This is a genomic window from Yersinia sp. 1252 StPb PI (assembly GCF_048593885.1).
GTDB lineage: Bacteria > Pseudomonadota > Gammaproteobacteria > Enterobacterales > Enterobacteriaceae > Yersinia > Yersinia enterocolitica_E.
This window is the reverse complement of sequence record NZ_JAZGQE010000085.1, coordinates 1-19,438: the sequence shown is the minus strand read 5'-3', so window position 1 is coordinate 19,438 and position 19,438 is coordinate 1. Positions and strand designations below refer to the sequence as shown.

The following is a 19,438-nucleotide window of genomic DNA, read 5'->3' as shown; positions in this document are numbered from 1 at the left end:
ATTTTGAGATCGCGAAACTTAAGAGTGTCATTATACTGTAATCATCTGGCGGTATTTTTCACACGGTGCATAGCTTAGGCTGTTGTTTATCACTGCGGGGATCGCTAATGCTAGAGTCCATGATTGGGCTGTTAAGACAAGACCACTGTTTTACCCAAGCAACTCGTTGTTACGAGGGCTCCCCCTCCGACTCTCATTTTCCAGCAGTACTGTCATTATCTATCCCTGATATATTTTTGTCTCCAGCGTTATTGTTTCAAGTATTCATGTCACGTAATAACTCCCTTGCGATATCGTTCTCACCCCAGACCTGTTTTTACCCACGTCATTTTGGGGCCTTGGTGTTGACGCTACTCGCATTTTTCATTGGCTATTATTGGCTGCGAAGGAAGCCAAAAACCTCATCCGTATGTGAAACATATACCCAAAGTAATTCGAGTTGCAGGAAGTCAACACACATGCAGCTTGAAGTATGACGGATATAATCGCGCAGGCAACCGCTGCTGCGGTAGGTGAAACAAACTGTAAGGTGCCACTATGGGAAGACAGAAAGCAGTGATCAAAGCTCGTCGTGAAGCGAAACGCGTAATTAGACGTGATTCACGTAGTCATCGTCAACGTGAGGAAGAAAACGTGACATCGTTAGTGCAAATGGGCGGTGTTGAATCAATAGGTATGGCACGGGATAGCCGTGATACCTCCGTTATTCAGGCGCGTACGGAAGCTCAAGGTCATTACTTATCAGCCATAGACAATAAACTGCTCATCTTTGCGACCGGCGAAGCTGGGTGTGGTAAAACCTTTATCAGCGCGGCCAAGGCCGCAGAAGCACTGATTCACAAAGAAGTTGATCGGATAATTGTGACGCGACCTGTACTACAGGCTGATGAGGATCTGGGGTTCTTACCTGGTGATATCTCTGAGAAATTCGCGCCTTACTTCCGCCCGGTGTATGACATTCTGCTGCGCCGGCTCGGCTCATCTTTCATGCAATACTGTCTGCGCCCAGAAATCGGCAAAGTGGAAATTGCGCCTTTCGCCTATATGCGCGGGCGTACCTTTGAGAATGCGGTAGTGATCCTCGATGAGGCACAAAATGTAACCGCCAGCCAAATGAAGATGTTCCTAACCCGTCTCGGTGAAAATGTTACGGTCATCGTTAATGGCGATATCACCCAATGCGACCTTCCGCGTGGTGTGAAATCAGGTCTCAGTGACGCGCTGGAGCGTTTTGCTGAGGATGAAATGATTGGTATCATCCGCTTTGATAAACAGGACTGTGTCCGCTCTGCACTCTGCCAACACACTCTAAATGCCTATTCATAACTCAGTGTTATGAATGGATGACCCGATAAAAAAGGGCAAGCGCGATAAACGCTTGCCCTTTGCTTATCCCCTTGCGGGCATGAAGTTACAGCATGATAGTCATCATATAAGCGGCAAATAGCGCCAGATGGGCGGTACCATTAAGTACGTTGGTTCTGCCGGTGGAAAATGATATTTGCGACAAAATCAACACGCTGACCATCACCACGATATGTGGTGCTTCCAGACCAAAGTTCAACTCTTGCCCGGTGATTACCGCAATCAAGGTAACCGCAGGAACGGTCAGTGAAATGGTTGCCAGCACTGAGCCGAAGAACAGGTTCATCGCACGCTGTACCTGATTAGCCAGCACCGCTTTTAACGCCCCTAATCCTTCAGGGGAGAGGATTAGCAGCGCAATCAGGAAACCGGTAAATTTAGCCGGTGCATTTAACTCAGTAAGCAGCGCTTCTAATGGGTTGGCATCAAATTTGGTAACGGCTATTACTGCTATTAAATGAATTAACAACCAAAATGTGTGCCACAAACTGCTGTGTGAGGATGGCTTACCATGGTGAGGGTCACTCGGGTCGTCACCTTCATCCTCATGTTCATACACAAACAGACTTTGGTGCGTTTTGGTTTGAATCAGCAGAAAAACACCGTACATCGCGGCTGAAATTGCTGCGACAACCAGTGATTGTGCCACGCTAAAGTTGCCGCCGGGCAGGGTACTCGGTAGCACCAACACAATGATAGCCAGCGGGAATATAGCCATCAGATACTGTTTAATACCCACCAGATTGACATGCTGGGTAGCAAATTTGCGACCGCCGAGCAGCAAGGAAACACCGACCAATCCACCAATCACAATCATGATGATTGAATAGAGCGTATCGCGCATCAGGGCCGGTGCGGCATCACCTGTTGCCATCATGGCTGAGATCAAACTGACCTCAAGCACAACAACAGACAGACTGAGGATTAACGAGCCATAGGGTTCTCCCAGGCGGTGTGCTAATACGTCAGCATGGCGCACTACGCTAAAAGCACTGCTTAGGATACCCACAAGTGCGATCAGGTTGATAACAATAACAGCAGCAAAATTGCTGGTATCACCCCAGATATTAAGAATGACCAATGCAATGATCGGCAGGATGAGGGAGTATTCGTGATGGCGAGATTTAGATCGGCCAGGATCATTTTGCGACTTCATTTCGAGAGCGCTCCTAATAACTTTACTGCATTAAACGGGCATTAGAGCCATTTAACGATAATTAAGTGCCATATTGTAGGCTAAGTAGCTTTAAGACTAACAAATAACAGGGAATTGTCGCAGAAAATTTACAAGGTTTTAACTGGAAAGGGTGAAAAAAATAGCGATGAAAACGGACACTACAGGGTAATGTCCATTGATTTTACAGATATTAATTAATCTTACTCGTCAATATTGTCCATAACTTCATGGCGCTTATGGTGATAATCTTCTTCATTCAGCCCTTCGCGCCAGTAGGGTACAGCATAAAGTTGCTGCCGCTCACACCCTTTTTCTCGGCGCAGATAACGGCGCAATTGCACCACCATGCTATCTTCTCCCGCCAGCCAGAATGTTGACTCTTCCATCAGCAGATTCAGCGCACAGAATTGGGTTATCACATCACCTGTTTTTTCCGTACCCCCAATGACCCAACTTAGTTCCAACCCGGCAGGTTTAATCAGATTCAATACATCTTGCGGGCTATTTACACGGATGATGGCATGGCCTTCGGCATTTGCAGGCAGGGTTTCCAGTAAGGCGGCAATAGCGGGCAGTGAGGAGGGGTCACCCACCAGATAGCTGTATGCCGCTGCTGGCAACATAGTTTCCGGTCCACCAGGATTAGTAATCCCTAACCAATCACCGACTTTGGCATTGCGGGCAAAATCGACCGCCGGACCACGGTGATCATGGATAGCAAACTCAATATCCAGCTCACCCAGTTCTGGGCGAGAAGCACGAACAGAATAGGTTCTAACAATCGGACGGACCTCGGCGGCAGGCCAGATTGGACCTTTTTCACCAAGTACTGGCAGTTGCGGCTGAGTTTGGCTCGCCAAAGGTAGGAAGATTTTCAAATGAGCGCCCGCGCAATCAGACGGGTAATTCTGCAATGTCGGGCTATGGAAGGTGATTCGACGTAAATGCGGTGAGGTATCCACCACCTTTTTCACCTGAACCAGACGGGGTGGAACTGGGCGATATGCGGGTTTTGCTGCGGTTGATCCTGTGGTCACAGTTTATCCTTCTTATCCTATGATGTTTTATTCTTGGTCATCAGCCAGCAGAGGTTGTGGCTTATAAAGGGATAAACTATAACATCAACCAATGTTAATGATAATTATTTGCATAAAAGAGTGTGATAGGCTGCAACGGCGCATTTGCCCCACAGATATGTAGGGCAAGATGAATTGATTGCTTAATTGATGGGGTTTACAATTGCCGTTCGACGGAAATGCAATCTTAAACGCAACATAGTGACCAGTGCGATAGCCATCACGACCATTGCAGCCAGCGGAAGTTGCTGTAATTGCAGGCCAAAGGCTAGCAAGGTGCCACCGAACCAGGCGCCCAATGCATTACCTAAATTGAACGCGCTTTGGTTAAAGGTTGATGCCAGATTAGGGGCGTCACGGGCCTGATCCACCACTAATAGTTGTAACATTGGGCACAAGGCAAAAGCCACAATGCTCCAGATAAACAATGTCAGTAGTGCCGGTAAATAGAAACCAATGGTGTAATGCAGTGCCAACAGGATAGCTATCAGTATGGCGATTAGCCGGGTCATGGATCCCACCAGGTTTTTGTCGCCTAAACGACCCCCCATCACGCTGCCGATGGACAATCCAATCCCAAGAATCAATAACACCACAGTAACGCCATGTTCAGAAACTCGCGTCACCTCACGCAATAATGGTGCAATATAAGTGAAAACAGTAAACAGGCTGGCATTGGTTAATACTGATAGCAGTAAGGCGGTTTGCACTTTTTTCTGCATCAGGGTTTTGAATTCCAGCTTAGGACTGATTCTCTTCATCGGAATATTATTCGGTAACCAGGCGATCACCGCGATGATAGCTACAATACCAATAGCACTGACACCCCAGAAAGCGGCTCGCCAACCAAAAGCTTGTCCAACTGCTGTACCTAATGGCACACCAAGTACATTTGCCAATGTGACACCCATAAAGACTAATGCTATTGCCCGCGCCCGGCGGTTGGGTTGGACCAAATCAGTTGCGACCACCGATGCCAAACCAAAGAAAGTGCCATGGCAGAGCGCTGCAATAATACGGGCAGCCATCAATAAGTTATAGGTTTGTGCCAATGCACACAGGACATTGCCAATAATAAACAGGACAATTAAACCCCAAAGTGTGGATTTACGCGGGATTCGCGCCGTTGCCATAGCCAATAAAGGTGCGCCGATTACCACACCCATGGCATAAACAGAAACCAACATCCCGGTTTTAGGGATACTGACCCCCAAGTCATGGGCAACTTCCGGCAATAACCCCATAATTACAAACTCGCTGGTACCAATGCCAAAGGTAGCAATGGTGAGTGCGATAATAGCCAATGGCATGAGTAACTCCTGAACAGCCTTACATATATTAAAAAGGCTGAATAACATCAATATCAACTCACTCCCTGGCATGAATATGAAGGAGATAAAGTCTTGGCAGATGAATTTTATTAAGCGATTTTAGCACCGAGCCAAAAGGGCGTCTAACGGCAAAGTGCGATCCTCTGGGTAGCTGACGCATCAGTAGGGGAGTCGGCGCTCTGCCGGCAATACCAATAGCTCTGGGTATATTAAAAAGTAATTAAATATAGCTGATTTTAATTTCTGTCCCAAAATGAGAAGACCCTCTATTCCCTCTATCTTTTTGATAAATTGGGTTATTTCAATTTCTACCACCATAGTATAGTAATTTATGTATGCCATAAGCTTTACTTAGCACAAAAAAACATAAGCAACGGTTTTTTTGTATTTGTTGCTGGCCATTTTCCCCCGTAAATCTATCTACTAAATAGAGTGAAATCAAAAGGGGCTAAATGTGAATTTCCAGCAGCTTAAAATTATTCGGGAATCAGCCCGTTGCAACTATAACCTGACTGAAGTGGCTAATACTTTATTTACCTCACAATCGGGTGTTAGCCGGCATATTCGCGAACTAGAAGAAGAATTGGGTATTGAGATCTTCGTTCGACGAGGAAAGCGGTTGCTCGGGATGACTGAACCGGGCAAGGAGTTGCTGACAGTAGCCGAACGCATGCTGAATGATGCTAATCAAATCCGCCGTCTGGCTGATGTATTCAGCAATAATGATAGTGGACAGTTGCATATTGCTACCACACACACTCAAGCCCGCTACAGTTTGCCTCGGGTGATTAAAGAATTCCGCCTGTTATACCCGCAAGTTAAGTTAGTTATTAGCCAGGGGAACCCACAAGAGATTGCAGCCATGCTGCATTCCGGTGAAGCGGATATTGGTATTGCTACTGAGCTATTGATGAGTGACGAGTCTGTCGCCACGTTTCCTTATTATCGCTGGCACCACGCTATTGTCGTGCCGGATAATCACCCGCTAACACAAGATCCTAATATCACCCTTGAAACGCTGAGTACGTTGCCATTGATTACCTATCGTCAGGGGATTACTGGCCGTTCACGTTTGGACAATGCGTTCAAAAATGCTGGACTGACACCCGATATTGCACTCAGTGCACAAGATTCTGATGTAATTAAGACCTATGTTGAACTCGGCATGGGGGTCGGCATTCTGGCGGATATGTCCTACGAGGCACATCGTGATAAAGGGTTAGTACGACTAAATGCCGAACACTTGTTTGATGCTAATACTGTTTGGCTAGGGCTAAAACGAGGTCAGTTACAACGTAACTTTATTTGGTTCTTTATACAGCTCTGTAATCCAACACTTTCTTTGCATGATATTAAAGAGAAAGTGTTGGCAGAGGCGGCGGATGAGGTGGTGATTGATTACCAGATCTAGCCACGAAGCGGCATAGATAGGCCATCTGGACAGAAAGTATCAGTCAAGAGAGTCATTGTCAGGCGTAAATCGTACCTGAACTTCTGTTCCGCCATCTTCCCGCTGGCAGATAGTGCAATGGCCGTTCAGACTATTTGCCCGATCCTGCATAATGATCAAACCGTAATGATTAGGCCGCTCGCTGGCCTGTCCAATCCCACAGCCGTTATCACGGATGGACATGATGACATCACCTTGCTCAACAGTAACCCTGACAGTGGCCATACTGGCGTGAGCATGCTTATAAATGTTGTTCAGTGCTTCACGGGCAATGTTAACCATATGAATGGCCTGATGGTCGGGGACACAGCCTGACGGCAAGTTAAACTCGAGGGTAATGGGTAAACTGGCTCGCTCGCTGAATTCATTTACCAAAGTCTGGAGTGCCGCTTGTAATGTTGCCTCATTTAGCTTCAGGCGGAAGGTCGTCAGTAATTCACGTAGCTGGCGGTAGGCGATGTTAAGTTCATCGCGCATTTGCTGTACTAAAAGTTTACTGGGTTCCGGCATATCGGGCGCTTGCATCTGCAAGCAACTGATTTGAATTTTGAGGCAGGAAAGCGACTGGGCGATGGAGTCATGCAGTTCCCGGGCAATGGCTGAACGCTCTTCCATCAATAATAATTGCTGCTGATGCCGGGCTTGGCTTTCCAGTGCCAATGTACTGCTCAGTTGCTCCACCAGCATATTGACCAGTTGCTGCTGATCTGAATTGAGTGATTTATCAGTGGGTAGTTTTGCCAGTAGCAACCCATATTGACCAAGCTTATCACTCAGACTCCAACTCAAAGATTCCCGCAAAACAGCACTACTCACTCCGCCAGATGAGCTGCTAATAGTGAGTTGTGCCGGGCTGTTTTGGGGCGGCAGATATTCGCCATCGGCGTTATCAGCGAGATTATCGCGATAAAGATGATTTTCATATAAACAGATCTGCACATTTTCCAGTGGTGTCAGTGTTTGTAGCTGCTCGATAATTGGAACTAAGCGCTCGCTTAATGGTTGGTGGGTATGTAATTGACGGCTACTATGATATAGAAAGGCTAATACTTGATTTTTTTGTTGTAAATCAGCGGTTTTTTGAGTAACTCGTTGCTCCAGGTCACTGTATATCAACGAAAGTTCCTGCGACATTCGATTCAATGCGGTACCCAGCATCCCCATTTCATCTCGTTGATAAGACAGCGTATAGCGTTTGCTGAAATCACCGCGACCAATGGCATTCGCCATGGAGATTAATTGCAGCCATGGACGCAGTATGCGGCGGCGCAAATAATAGATAGTGGCCAATAGTAAACTCATTGTCAGAACAATGAACACCAGTTGAATCATGGTAACCAATAACAAGCGTTGTTCAGTTTTATGGTCAATGGCTAATACCAGAGCATCTAGCTGGTGGACAAAGTCTGCCACGTTGGCGGCAACGTCATCGGGATGTTTAGCTTGTAGTAACTGTGGTTTTAGCGTGGTTTGCCAGTAACGCTCTATTTGTTGATATTGGCTGGTTAACCCTTCTCGCTGTAACGCATGTTGTAAATCGCTACTGGTTTTATCCTGCTCGAGTGCAACCAGGTAGGGCAAATCACCATTATTCAACGGTACCATTGAAAGCAGCCGGTAGCTTTGCATGCGTAGCGAGCCTGCTTTGTTGATGGCATGCGCGTTACCCTGAATACTTTGCGCCATCCATGACGAGATAGTCATACCGGCAAGGCCCAGTAAACCCAGTAGCATCATCAGTAAAGCTATCTGATTAACCAAGGGGATGAGGTAACGTTTCATAACATAATATTCCTTTGACCAATAAACGTGGCAACCTTGCCGTATGTTCATCGTGTCATGTGGGCGTTAATGGGACTTCATGCCGGCCGCAGTCATCATCATACGAAACAACATCGAAACTGCGAATAAAGCCAGTACGCTACCGCACCAAATAAGTAACATCCAGCCGATCTTCTTCCACCAAGGCGATTTTAGCTGTTTAGTTGGCTGAAGGGTCGTTTGTGATTTTATCGTGTTATTTTCAGACATATAAGTCTCATGCATACAAATTCTAATATTCACAATAAGAACATATCAGGGCCAGCGAACTAGCCCATGATTGTCATTATCCACTTGGTACTTAGTGGTAACCTTGATCGTGATGGATTTTCCCGCGGAATACGTAGTAGCTCCAGAAGGTGTAAACCAAAATAATAGGAATAATAAAGAGTGCGCCGACCAGCATAAAACCCAGACTTTGCGGCGGAGCTGCCGCTTGCCACAAAGTAATGGATGGCGGAATAAGATAAGGCCAAATGCTAATACCCAAACCGCTATAGCCAAGGAACACCAGCAATAACGTCAATAGGAAGGGAGCATAATGCCCACCCCGTTTAACTGAGCGCAGTAACGCCCAACTAGCCAGTGCTACCAATAATGGCACCGGTAAGAACAAAAACAGATTGGGTAGCGTAAACCAGCGTGCCGCAATTTGTGGATGTGCAAGCGGTGTCCACAGGCTAATGATGGCAATAACGAGCAGCATTATACATGTCAGTGGTGTGGCTAGCTTATGCATGACCTGTTGCACCTGTCCTTCGGTTTTCATAATGAGCCAGGTACAGCCGAGTAGTGCATAGGCTATAACCAGACCGAAGCCGCAAAACAGAGCAAAAGGTGTCAACCAGTCAAATGGGCCGCCACTATAACTCCGCCCCGTTACCGGGAAGCCGTGAATAAAAGCACCGACCACTATGCCCTGAGTAAAGGTGGCAATCAATGACCCACCGATAAAGGCTTTATCCCAGATATGCTGTTTTTCAGCGCTGGCTTTAAAGCGAAATTCGAAGGCTACGCCACGGAAGATCAAACCCAATAACATTAGGGTAAGAGGAATTGCCAGTGCATCCAGAATAACTGCATATGCCAACGGGAAAGCACCTAATAAGGCTGCCCCCCCAAGAACCAGCCAGGTTTCGTTACCATCCCACACGGGGGCGACGCTGTTCATCATCAAGTCCCGGTCACGGCTGTGTTTTACCAGTGGAAACAGGATCCCGATACCCAAATCAAAACCATCCATAACCACATACATCATGGTACTGAAAACGATAATGACAAACCAAATCAGTGGAAGATCGATACCCATAATTAGCTCCTGCTTTGGTGGTTGTCAGAACTAAATGATTCGCTTACTGCCGACAGAGGCCGTGATGGCGTATTCGACTGACCGGGTCCGCCGGGTTGTTGCTGAGTACCTTCATGCGCTTTTGGCCCCTTACGGATAAGCCGCATCATGTAAGCGTAACCAACCCCAAATACCGAACCATAAACCACAATAAAGACCAGCAGGCTGATACTCATATGCATTTCGCCATGAGATGAAACCGCATCACTGGTGCGTTGCAAACCGTAGACTATCCACGGTTGGCGGCCGACTTCGGTGGTGAACCAACCGGCCAGAATAGCAATTAAACCCGACGGTCCCATCCACAGCACAAAATAGAGGAAAGGGCGCGATTGGTATAAGCTGCCACGCCAGCGTAGCCATAAACTCCAGATACCGGCCAAGATCATCAACATGCCTAATCCGACCATAATGCGGAAGGACCAGAAGACAATGGTTGAGTTAGGACGATCTTCCACTGGGAAAGATTTCAACGCTGGGATCTGTTTTTCTAAGCTGTGAGTGAGGATCAAGCTGCCTAAATAAGGAATTTCCAGCGCAAAATGGGTTTTCTCCTGCTTCATGTCTGGCCAACCAAACAGAATGAGTGGCGTGGGTTCTCCGGGCTTGTTTTCCCAGTGCCCTTCAATCGCCGCAATCTTAGCCGGTTGATATTCCAGAGTATTCAAGCCATGGGCATCGCCAATAACTGCCTGTAGTGGGGCAACGATCAACGCCATCCACATTGCCATTGACAGCATTTTCCGCATCGCGGGTGTATCCCGTTTACGCAGTAAGTGCCAGGCGGCAGAGGCGCCGACAAAGAATGCCGATGCAAGGAAAGCAGCCGTGGACATATGCAGTAACCGATAGGGGAAGGATGGATTGAATATCACTTTCAACCAATCGACAGGCACCACTTGCCCATTAATAACTTCAAAGCCTTGGGGGGTTTGCATCCAGCTATTGGAGGCGAGTATCCAGAAGGTAGACATCAACGTGCCTAATGCCACCATGCAGGTTGCAAAGAAATGCAAACCCGGCCCAACGCGGTTCCAACCAAAAAGCATCACCCCGAGGAAACCGGCTTCAAGGAAGAACGCGGTCAGTACTTCATATGTCAGCAACGGGCCGGTGATACTGCCCGCAAATTCTGAAAAAAAGCTCCAGTTAGTGCCGAATTGATAGGCCATGACCAAACCGGATACCACACCCATACCAAAGTTAACGGCAAATATTTTTGACCAGAAATGATAGAGGTCGCGGTAATCCTCATTTTTGGTTTTTAACCATAAACCTTCTAACACCGCAAGAAAACTGGCCAACCCAATAGTGATGGCTGGAAAGATGATATGGAATGAGATGGTAAAAGCGAATTGGATTCTGGCCAATTCTAGAGCGGTTAAGCCAAACATAGTGACCTCGCTGCAAACATGGTACTGCCTCATTAATCTATAAAATGAATCACGCCGGTATTAGTTATCCCGATAACAGGTAGTGACAACAGGCGATTATTTGGCGGAGTAAACTTGGCAGTTAGTTAACCATAAGTTAAAGTGGCTATAATAGTGACAATTAATTCAATATTACCTATAACAGTTGGCTTATGACTCGATATGAACAGTTAGCTCAGCAAATCCGGGCACAAATACAATCCAAGGTCTGGCTGGCGGGTGACAAGCTGCCTTCATTGCGGGAAAGTTGTAAACAATCAGGATTAAGCCTGATGACTGTAGTGCAGTCCTATCAGCTATTAGAAAGCCAAGGTTGGATCGTGGCCCGGCCGCAGTCGGGATATTATGTTGCTTCACGGCCGACACAATTACCCCAGCCACAGCGAGGGGAAAAACTGCATCTGGATGAACAGGTAGACATTAATGCCTTTATTTTTGATGTACTACAGGCAGGGAAAGACCCAGCAATAATGCCATTTGGCTCGGCATTTCCCGATCCGAGTTTATTGTTACAACCCCGATTATCACGGGCGCTGGCCAGCGTCGCACGTAAGATATCACCACAAAGCTCTGTGACTAACTTACCACCGGGTAACGAAAGTTTGCGGCGCAATATAGCTCAGCGTTATGCCGCCAGTGGAATGAATGTCTCCCCCGAAGAAATTGTTATCACTGCGGGCGCGATGGAATCACTAAGCCTGAGTTTACAGGCGGTTACGCAGCCCGGAGATTGGGTAGTGATTGAGTCACCCGCATTTTATGGTGCATTACAGGCGATCGAGCGTTTGCGGCTAAAAGCGATTGCCATTACCACCCACCCGCAACAGGGTATGGACCTCGATGCGCTCGAACAGGTGATCAACCAATACCCTATCAAAGCTTGTTGGCTGATGACACATTTTCAAAATCCATTAGGTTGCACGATGTCCTGGCCGCAGAAAGAACGGCTCGTAGCCCTGCTACAGCAGAATAATATCTCGTTGATTGAAGATGATGTTTATGGTGAGTTGTACTTTGGTGCGGAGCGGCCGTTGCCAGCCAAAGCACTCGATCAGCATCGGCAAATTCTGCATTGCTCATCGTTTTCTAAATGTCTGGCGCCGGGATTCCGTGTCGGTTGGGTCGCAGCAGGGGAACATGCGCAGCGAATTCAGCACTTACAATTGATGAGTACGGTTTCGGCCAGTGTGCCGACTCAGTTGGCGATTGCAGATTATCTCAGTCAGGGGGGATATGACACTCATCTGCGCCGCCTGCGCCGCTTAATGGAACAGCGGCTCAATACGCTGCATCAGGCGGTTATTGAGCATTTTCCTAAAAATGTCAAAATCAGCCATCCTGCGGGGGGATATTTCCTTTGGCTGGAGTTAGAACCGCCGTTTAATGCCAGTGAGTTATATCGGCGGGCGTTGGCGCAGGGGGTTAGCATCGCGCCGGGGAGAATGTTTACCACAGGCAGTCAGTTTGAAAACTGTTTCCGCCTGAATGCTTCGTTTGCCTGGTCGGAACAGAGCGAACAAGCCATCCGCATACTGGCGCAACTGATTAATCAACTCACCAGCGCCACAGATAATAGCCGCTCGCGTCGATAACCATCTAATTTCCGCTATGAGTATATTTACCTGGCTCCAGAAAATGGAGCCATAACAGCATTATCTTCTGCCGCTATTTCTGCAATATCCCTCATTCCATTATGCATAAACGGTGCAATTCCTTTCGTATCGCCTGCTTTGTTAGCAGAAGAAATGCACTTAATTGATGCATGCACTGCCCATTTATAGGGCGTTGGAAAGCTTAGTTGTTATTTTTGTGTTGCCATAATGTGATCTGACAGAGCAAAAATCAAAATTGATGTCAAATGCATATAATTTCTACTCAAACCAGCATGGCTGGCTTATTTATCAATCAAAATGCAGTATGAATGCGACCAATGTGCATACTTATGCATTTTAAATTATTGTTTTAATGGAATTTGTACAATTTATTCACATTGGATCTGGTGTGGCATGAAAGCTGCTGTACACTTTATATCAGGTGAATATATTTCATTTTTTATTGTTAACAGAATAAGAGATTTTTGTTGAGGCATGGTGCTCTCAAACGATGAGTCTCTCAACCCCATATTTACGCTGATCAAAGAGGCCACTATGGAACACCCAATCCCCGTTACCCGACAGTCTTTTGATGAATGGATCGTGCCAACCTATGCACCAGCAGATTTTATTATCGTGCGAGGGGAAGGGGCGACACTGTGGGATCAGCAGGGCAAATCTTATATCGATTTTGCTGGTGGTATCGCCGTAAATGCCTTGGGACATGGGCATCCGGCAGTAAAAGCGGCACTGATTGAGCAGGCAGAAAAAGTATGGCACTTGGGTAACGGCTATACCAATGAGCCGGTACTGCGCCTGGCAAAACAATTGATTGATGCCACTTTTGCCGAGAAAGTTTTCTTTTGTAACTCTGGGGCTGAAGCCAATGAAGCGGCACTGAAACTGGCCCGTAAATATGCGTTGAATAATTTCGGTAATAAGCCAGGGCTTGCCGGCGAAAAGAACCAGATTGTGGCATTCAGGAATGCATTTCATGGCCGGACGCTATTTACCGTTTCTGCGGGCGGGCAGCCGAAGTATTCGCAAGACTTTGCTCCGCTACCGGGGGGGATCAGCCACGGTATTTTCAATGATATCGCCTCGGCTGAGGAACTGATTAATGACCGAACCTGTGCTGTCATTGTGGAACCGATTCAGGGCGAAGGTGGTGTGCTACCCGCTGATAGCGAGTTCCTACATGGCTTGCGGGCTTTGTGTGATCGTCATAACGCATTACTTATTTTTGATGAAGTACAAACCGGGGTTGGCCGTACCGGAGAACTCTATGCCTACATGCATTACGGTGTAACGCCTGATGTGCTGACCAGTGCCAAAGCACTTGGGGGCGGCTTCCCGATTGCGGCAATGTTAACGACGACCAAATATGCCAGCGCACTTAATGTCGGCAGTCATGGTACTACCTACGGCGGTAATCCACTGGCTTGTGCCGTGGCGGGTACTGTTTTGTCTCTTATCAACACACCAGAACTCCTCGCAGGCGTAAAAGAGAGGCATCAGTGGTTCTTGGCTGGATTGGCTGAAATAAACGCCCGCCACAAAGTCTTTTCTGAAATCCGTGGGCGCGGTTTGCTGATTGGCTGTGTGCTTCACAAGGATTATGACGAGAAGGCCAAAGAGATTGTTCAGGCTGCCGCACAGTACGGGCTTATTGCTTTGATTGCGGGTCCGAATGTGGTGCGTTTTGCTCCGTCCCTGATTATTTCTCAACAGGATATTAAAGAGGGCTTAGCCCGGCTTGCCATGGGTATTGAACAGGTTTGTCGACAGGTTAAGTCATAACATTGATGCAGTAAGCAAGGGACCTTGACTATGATGATAGTTCGCCCGGTAGAACGCCGTGATCTGGCCGATATCCTTGAATTGGCAGGTAAAACTGGCGTCGGCATGACTTCACTGCCACAAAATGAACAACACCTCGCCGCTCGAATTGAGCGCGCGTTAAATACCTGGCAAGGTTCTTTGGCTGCGGGTGAACAGGGCTATCTGTTTGTTCTGGAAGACAGTGAGCGAGAAAAAGTGGTGGGCGTTAGTGCTATTGAGGTGGCTGTTGGTTTGCATGACCCTTGGTATAACTTCCGTGTCGGCACGTTGGTTCATGCATCCAAAACACTCAATGTGTACAAATCGGTACCGACCCTATTTTTAAGCAATGATCACACTGGGTATAGCGAACTCTGTACCTTGTTTCTCGATCCTGAATACCGTAAAGACAAAAATGGCCCCTTCTTATCAAAAGTACGTTTTCTCTTCATTGCCGCATTCCGCCAGTATTTCTCCCGCAAAGTGATTGCGGAAATGCGAGGCTATACCGATGAACAGGGGCGTTCGCCATTTTGGGAAAATGTGGGGCGGCACTTCTTTGCCATTGAATTTGCTAAAGCTGATTATCTCAGTGGTACCGGGCAGAAAGCGTTTATTGCTGAATTAATGCCAAAACACCCGTTATATGTGGATTTTCTGGCAGAAGAGGCGCGGGCAGTCATCGGGCAGGTCCATCCACATACGGCTCCCGCACGTGCAGTGCTGGAAACCGAAGGCCTGCAATATCAGGGATATGTGGATATCTTTGATGGCGGCCCAACACTGGAGGCCAACACCGATGAAGTGCGGGCGGTGCGCGACAGCAGTAAGCGAATCGTGGTTATTGATGACATCGATATTGACCCGAGTGGCACTGCCTATTTAGTGGCTAATGACAGCTATCAATATTTCCGCTCAATATTGATTACTACTCATCTTTCAGACGAGCTACTGCATTTAACGACTAAAAATGCGGCAGCGCTGGGTGTCATAGCCGGTGATACGGTTCGGATAGTCAGCCTTTTTGCCCCGGAGACTAAAAAATGACTCACCCAGCACTGTTTATGCAAGGGGAATGGCGCACTGGTAACGGCGCGCATTTCGACAAACTTGACCCCATAGATAGGCAATTATTGTGGCAGGCGCGCGCCGCAGACAGCCATGATGTCGCAATGGCTTGTCGTGCGGCACGGCAGGCTTTCCCTGCCTGGGCGCGTACACCGCTGGAACAGCGGGTCGCGGTGATACAGCGTTTTGCGGCATTACTTGAGCAGTATAAACAGCAACTGGCCTGCACTATCAGTTTGGAAACCAGTAAGCCACTCTGGGAAACACTGACAGAGGTGCAAGCAATGATTGGCAAAGTGGCTATCTCGTTGCAAGCCTATCAAAGCCGAACCGGGAGTAGCCAAACACCGATGGCTGATGGTATGTCCGTGTTACGACACCGTCCTCATGGTGTATTAGCAGTATTTGGCCCTTACAACTTCCCAGGGCATCTCCCTAATGGGCATATCGTTCCTGCATTGCTGGCAGGTAACACGGTGGTATTTAAACCCAGTGAGCTAACACCAAAGACGGCAGAAGAAACCGTCAAATTGTGGCAGCAGGCAGGTATACCTGACGGGGTATTAAACTTAGTACAAGGTGGGCGTGAAACAGGTGAAGCCCTTGCTGCGCAACATGATATTGATGGTTTGTTGTTTACCGGCAGCGCCAATACCGGTTATCACTTGCATCGCCAACTGGCCGGCCAACCGGAAAAAATTCTGGCACTGGAAATGGGTGGCAATAATGCATTGATTGTTGAGCAGATAGTAGACTGTGATGCGGCAGTAAATCTTGCTATTCAGTCGGCTTTTATCTCAGCCGGTCAACGCTGTACTTGTTCGCGCCGTCTACTGGTTAAATCTGGCGCTGAAGGCGATGCATTTTTACAGCGTTTTGTCGCTATTGCCAAAGCCCTGCGTATCGGGCGCTGGGATATGCAGCCAGCACCCTTTATGGGCGCGGTGATTTCATCACAAGCAGCAGAAAAAATGCTGGCAGCGCAACAACATTTACTGGATTTAGGTGGCAAGCCATTATTAGCCATGACCCGCCCAGACAGCCAAAGTGCAGTGCTGACGCCGGGGATCATTGATATTACTGGTATCAATGTCCCTGACGAAGAGTATTTTGGCCCCCTGGTCAGCGTTATTCGCTATGGCGATTTTACGCAAGCATTACACATTGCTAATCAAACCAGGTTCGGTTTGGCGATAGGTCTGGTTTCTGAGGACCGGCAACAATTTGAACAACTGTTATTGGAAGCCCGAGCCGGTATTGTTAACTGGAACAAACCCTTGACCGGCGCATCAAGTGCTGCACCCTTTGGCGGGGTTGGGGCATCAGGTAATCATCGACCAAGTGCCTTCTATGCGGCCGACTATTGTGCCTGGCCAATGGCATCACTCGAAAGCGAAAGTTTGACGCTACCAGCAACATTGTCACCGGGTATCTCTTTCGATTTGCCCGATAGCCATTGAGCCATGAATGGAGAATACGATGGCAGGATATGAGGTTAATTTTGATGGATTGGTTGGGCTGACACATCACTATGCTGGATTGTCATTTGGTAATGAAGCCTCTACTGCGCATCAAAACAGTATTTCCAACCCTCGCCTGGCTGCGCGGCAGGGGTTGCTGAAAATGAAAGCATTAGCCGATTTAGGTTATAAACAAGGTATTTTGCCACCACAGGAGCGACCAGCCATAGGCGTTTTGCGTCAGTTGGGCTTTAGTGGTTCAGATGAACAAGTATTGAGTGAAGTGGCACGTAAATCCCCACGTCTATTATCTGCGGTAAGTTCCGCATCATCAATGTGGACGGCGAATGCGGCGACGGTATCACCTGCTGCGGATAGCGCGGATGGGCGAGTTCATTTTACTGTGGCCAATTTAAATAACAAATTTCACCGTGCAATTGAGGCTGAAACCACGTCGGCTTTACTCAAAAGGGTGTTTAATAACCATCGTCACTTTGTTCATCACGATGCACTACCTGCTGTGGAATTGTTTGGTGATGAAGGTGCGGCTAATCATAATCGTCTGGGGGGAGAATACGGCTTGCCAGCGGTTCAGGTCTTTGTTTATGGCCGCAACGCACTAGAAAACGGAGTAAACCCTAGCCGATACCCTGCTCGCCAAACGCGAGAGGCCAGCGAAGCAGTGGCTCGACTGCATCAACTGGCACCAGACCGAACTGTTTTTGTGCAACAGAACCCCGCAGTGATCGACCAAGGGGTTTTTCACAATGATGTCATCGCTGTCAGCAATCAGAATGTGTTATTCCATCATCAGCATGCATTCGTCCCTGGCATTCAAGCTATGGATGAGATTCGCCGTAAAATGGGTAGCATTGAACAACAGTTGATCAGTATAGCGGTCCCTGACGCGCAGGTGTCGGTTGCTGATGCAGTATCAAGCTATCTGTTTAACAGCCAGTTATTAAGTAAACCGGATGGTAAAATGTTGTTGGTTATTCCGCAGGAGGCACAAGAAAACCCGTTCGTGTGGCGATATCTGTCGGAATTGATCAATAGCGGTGGTCCGATTGACAGTGTCAAAGTATTCGATTTACGCGAGAGCATGCGTAATGGGGGCGGCCCTGCTTGCTTACGCTTGCGTGTTGCCTTGACCGATACAGAGTTACAAGCTGTTAATAGTCGAGTAATGATGACACCGGCGCTGTTTGTGACGCTGAATAATTGGGTCGACCAACATTATCGTGATCATTTGCAATTTAAAGACTTGGCTGATCCGCAGTTATTACAAGAAGGGCGGCAGGCATTGGATGAATTGACACGGATACTTAATATTGGCTCGGTATATCCGTTCCAGCAGAATTAGAAGGAACGATGATGCTAGATTTCCTGGCGATAACACTCTCGGGCCATCCGCCAGAACCGATCCGTGGCGCGACGCAGAGTATCGAGTGGCAATGGCTCGATGAAGGGATATTGATGTTGACACCTTCTGGCAATTACACCCAGTCAGTGGTGTTATCTGCCGGTATCCACGGAAATGAAACGGCCCCGATTGAGATTTTGAATCAATTGGTGTCAGATCTGTTAGCGGGTGAATTAACGCTGGCCGTCCGTTTGTTAGTCATATTTGGCAATCCAGCGGCGATAAGCGCCGGCAAACGTTTCCTCTCAGCAGATATCAACCGTATGTTTGGCGGGCGACACCGGCGTTATCCGCCAAGCAATGAAACCCGACGGGTTGAAATTATTGAGCAAGCTGTGTCGGCGTTTTTCCGAGCAGAGAGCCAACTGACGCGACAGCATTACGATTTACACACGGCAATTCGCGAATCTCATCATACTCGATTTGGATTGTTGCCTTATCAAACAACACCGTATAGCGCAGTAATGCTACGGTGGTTACAAGATATTCAACTGGATGCATTAGTGATGCATACCTCGGCAGGGGGGACTTTTGCTCATTTTAGTAGTGAGCACTGCCTGGCCGCAAGTTGTACGCTTGAGTTGGGAAAAGCGCTACCATTTGGTGCAAATCAGCTGGCTGAATTTACTCATATAGCCGGTGGATTGCGTTCATTAGTTAGTGGGGAACCATTGCCTGTACAACCCTCCGGAGGAATGGTGTTTTATCGGGTGGTGAAATCACTGCTAAAACAACATCCTGATTTTAAACTGTGGGTTGACAATGATACGGTTAATTTTACTCGTTTTAACCAAGGTACACTGTTGGCGGAGCAATCCGGTGAGTATTACCGTGTTAAACATGAAGATGAGTGGATCTTGTTTCCAAACCCTCAGGTAGCCCTTGGATTACGTGCAGGGATTATGTTGGTGCGAATGGATAAGAGTGAGATACCAACGGTATAAATAAGGCTGTGTTACCAGTACCGCCATAGATAGTTACTTGAGGTAATATCACCACCAGAACTACAACTTAAGCCAAATTTTAAGTGGTATATTGTTTCTAACCTATAGGAAATGAGCTTTTAGCTATGG

At 47.6% G+C, this 19,438-nt stretch carries 15 protein-coding genes and 1 pseudogene; 9 read left to right on the top strand and 7 right to left on the bottom strand.

All coding sequences use genetic code 11. The features are described 5' to 3' along the window. The first annotated feature begins 107 nt into the window (after nt 1-107). A pseudogene (locus V2A85_RS13520) lies at nt 108-415 on the top strand (hypothetical protein). Between the two features lie 122 nt (nt 416-537). Continuing rightward, a complete protein-coding gene (phoH, locus tag V2A85_RS13515) occupies nt 538-1,326 on the top strand; it encodes a phosphate starvation-inducible protein PhoH (RefSeq protein WP_032906294.1) in 789 nt (262 codons plus the stop codon). Nucleotides 1,327-1,411: 85 nt separating this feature from the next. Here phoH and chaA read toward each other — a convergent pair whose 3' ends face one another. The 3 genes from chaA to V2A85_RS13500 all read right to left on the bottom strand — a co-directional run bounded on the left by chaA (nt 1,412) and on the right by V2A85_RS13500 (nt 4,928). Then, nucleotides 1,412-2,521 (bottom strand): sodium-potassium/proton antiporter ChaA, encoded by a 1,110-nt coding sequence (chaA, locus tag V2A85_RS13510; protein ID WP_083159060.1) that lies wholly within the window; start codon nt 2,519-2,521, stop codon nt 1,412-1,414. 221 nt (nt 2,522-2,742) lie between these two features. Further along, the gene (locus V2A85_RS13505) at nt 2,743-3,579 is read right to left on the bottom strand and encodes a siderophore-interacting protein (protein WP_372558853.1); all 837 of its coding nucleotides are present in this window, start codon (nt 3,577-3,579) and stop codon (nt 2,743-2,745) included. Nucleotides 3,580-3,761: 182 nt separating this feature from the next. Then, nucleotides 3,762-4,928 carry an MFS transporter gene (locus tag V2A85_RS13500; RefSeq protein ID WP_420071650.1) on the bottom strand — a complete coding sequence of 389 codons (1,167 nt, stop codon included), beginning with the start codon at nt 4,926-4,928 and terminating at the stop codon, nt 3,762-3,764. Nucleotides 4,929-5,403: 475 nt separating this feature from the next. Here V2A85_RS13500 and cbl point away from each other — a divergent pair, with 475 nt between their 5' ends. Further along, nucleotides 5,404-6,360 carry an HTH-type transcriptional regulator Cbl gene (cbl, locus tag V2A85_RS13495; RefSeq protein WP_083159056.1) on the top strand — a complete coding sequence of 319 codons (957 nt, stop codon included), beginning with the start codon at nt 5,404-5,406 and terminating at the stop codon, nt 6,358-6,360. A gap of 39 nt (nt 6,361-6,399) precedes the next feature. Here cbl and narX read toward each other — a convergent pair whose 3' ends face one another. The 4 genes from narX to V2A85_RS13475 all read right to left on the bottom strand — a co-directional run bounded on the left by narX (nt 6,400) and on the right by V2A85_RS13475 (nt 10,962). Then, a complete protein-coding gene (gene narX / locus V2A85_RS13490; RefSeq protein WP_372558855.1) occupies nt 6,400-8,181 on the bottom strand; it encodes a nitrate/nitrite two-component system sensor histidine kinase NarX in 1,782 nt (593 codons plus the stop codon). Nucleotides 8,182-8,247: 66 nt separating this feature from the next. Next, entirely contained in the window at nt 8,248-8,430 is a 183-nt protein-coding gene (locus V2A85_RS13485; protein WP_420071649.1) for a DUF2474 domain-containing protein, read from the bottom strand. A 91-nt stretch (nt 8,431-8,521) separates the two neighbouring features. Further along, the gene (gene cydB / locus V2A85_RS13480; protein ID WP_420071648.1) at nt 8,522-9,529 is read right to left on the bottom strand and encodes a cytochrome d ubiquinol oxidase subunit II; all 1,008 of its coding nucleotides are present in this window, start codon (nt 9,527-9,529) and stop codon (nt 8,522-8,524) included. Between the two features lie 2 nt (nt 9,530-9,531). Beyond that, nucleotides 9,532-10,962, bottom strand: coding sequence for a cytochrome ubiquinol oxidase subunit I (locus V2A85_RS13475; protein WP_372558858.1), 1,431 nt, complete (start codon nt 10,960-10,962; stop codon nt 9,532-9,534). Between the two features lie 191 nt (nt 10,963-11,153). On the opposite strand from V2A85_RS13475, the gene V2A85_RS13470 reads away from it, so the two are divergent. The 6 genes from V2A85_RS13470 (at nt 11,154) to astE (ending at nt 19,309) form a co-directional block, all read left to right on the top strand. Next, the gene (locus V2A85_RS13470; RefSeq protein WP_420071647.1) at nt 11,154-12,593 is read left to right on the top strand and encodes a PLP-dependent aminotransferase family protein; all 1,440 of its coding nucleotides are present in this window, start codon (nt 11,154-11,156) and stop codon (nt 12,591-12,593) included. Between the two features lie 555 nt (nt 12,594-13,148). Next, nucleotides 13,149-14,393, top strand: a complete 1,245-nt coding sequence (locus tag V2A85_RS13465) for an aspartate aminotransferase family protein (protein WP_102970427.1) — start codon at nt 13,149-13,151, stop codon at nt 14,391-14,393. A gap of 30 nt (nt 14,394-14,423) precedes the next feature. Further along, the gene (gene astA / locus V2A85_RS13460; protein ID WP_372558860.1) at nt 14,424-15,461 is read left to right on the top strand and encodes an arginine N-succinyltransferase; all 1,038 of its coding nucleotides are present in this window, start codon (nt 14,424-14,426) and stop codon (nt 15,459-15,461) included. Next, complete coding sequence (gene astD / locus V2A85_RS13455; protein WP_372558861.1) at nt 15,458-16,942, top strand: succinylglutamate-semialdehyde dehydrogenase; 1,485 nt, start codon at nt 15,458-15,460, stop codon at nt 16,940-16,942. Before astA ends, astD begins: the two co-directional genes overlap by 4 nt. Before the next feature lie 19 nt (nt 16,943-16,961). Beyond that, nucleotides 16,962-18,305, top strand: coding sequence for an N-succinylarginine dihydrolase (astB, locus tag V2A85_RS13450; protein WP_420071646.1), 1,344 nt, complete (start codon nt 16,962-16,964; stop codon nt 18,303-18,305). An 11-nt stretch (nt 18,306-18,316) separates the two neighbouring features. Next, a complete protein-coding gene (gene astE / locus V2A85_RS13445) occupies nt 18,317-19,309 on the top strand; it encodes a succinylglutamate desuccinylase (RefSeq protein WP_372559890.1) in 993 nt (330 codons plus the stop codon). Nucleotides 19,310-19,438 lie beyond the last annotated feature (129 nt).

Excerpts from the sequence above, each read along its gene's own strand:
- phoH (WP_032906294.1), top strand. The coding sequence starts at position 538 with ATGGGAAGACAGAAAGCAGTGATCAAAGCTCGTCGTGAAGCGAAACGC.
- astD (WP_372558861.1), top strand. The coding sequence starts at position 15,458 with ATGACTCACCCAGCACTGTTTATGCAAGGGGAATGGCGCACTGGTAAC.
- V2A85_RS13475 (WP_372558858.1), bottom strand. The coding sequence starts at position 10,962 with ATGTTTGGCTTAACCGCTCTAGAATTGGCCAGAATCCAATTCGCTTTT.
- astE (WP_372559890.1), top strand. The coding sequence starts at position 18,317 with ATGCTAGATTTCCTGGCGATAACACTCTCGGGCCATCCGCCAGAACCG.
- astA (WP_372558860.1), top strand. The coding sequence starts at position 14,424 with ATGATGATAGTTCGCCCGGTAGAACGCCGTGATCTGGCCGATATCCTT.
- cydB (WP_420071648.1), bottom strand. The coding sequence starts at position 9,529 with ATGGGTATCGATCTTCCACTGATTTGGTTTGTCATTATCGTTTTCAGT.
- V2A85_RS13500 (WP_420071650.1), bottom strand. The coding sequence starts at position 4,928 with ATGCCATTGGCTATTATCGCACTCACCATTGCTACCTTTGGCATTGGT.
- V2A85_RS13485 (WP_420071649.1), bottom strand. The coding sequence starts at position 8,430 with ATGTCTGAAAATAACACGATAAAATCACAAACGACCCTTCAGCCAACT.
- V2A85_RS13470 (WP_420071647.1), top strand. The coding sequence starts at position 11,154 with ATGACTCGATATGAACAGTTAGCTCAGCAAATCCGGGCACAAATACAA.
- astB (WP_420071646.1), top strand. The coding sequence starts at position 16,962 with ATGGCAGGATATGAGGTTAATTTTGATGGATTGGTTGGGCTGACACAT.
- chaA (WP_083159060.1), bottom strand. The coding sequence starts at position 2,521 with ATGAAGTCGCAAAATGATCCTGGCCGATCTAAATCTCGCCATCACGAA.
- narX (WP_372558855.1), bottom strand. The coding sequence starts at position 8,181 with ATGAAACGTTACCTCATCCCCTTGGTTAATCAGATAGCTTTACTGATG.
- V2A85_RS13465 (WP_102970427.1), top strand. The coding sequence starts at position 13,149 with ATGGAACACCCAATCCCCGTTACCCGACAGTCTTTTGATGAATGGATC.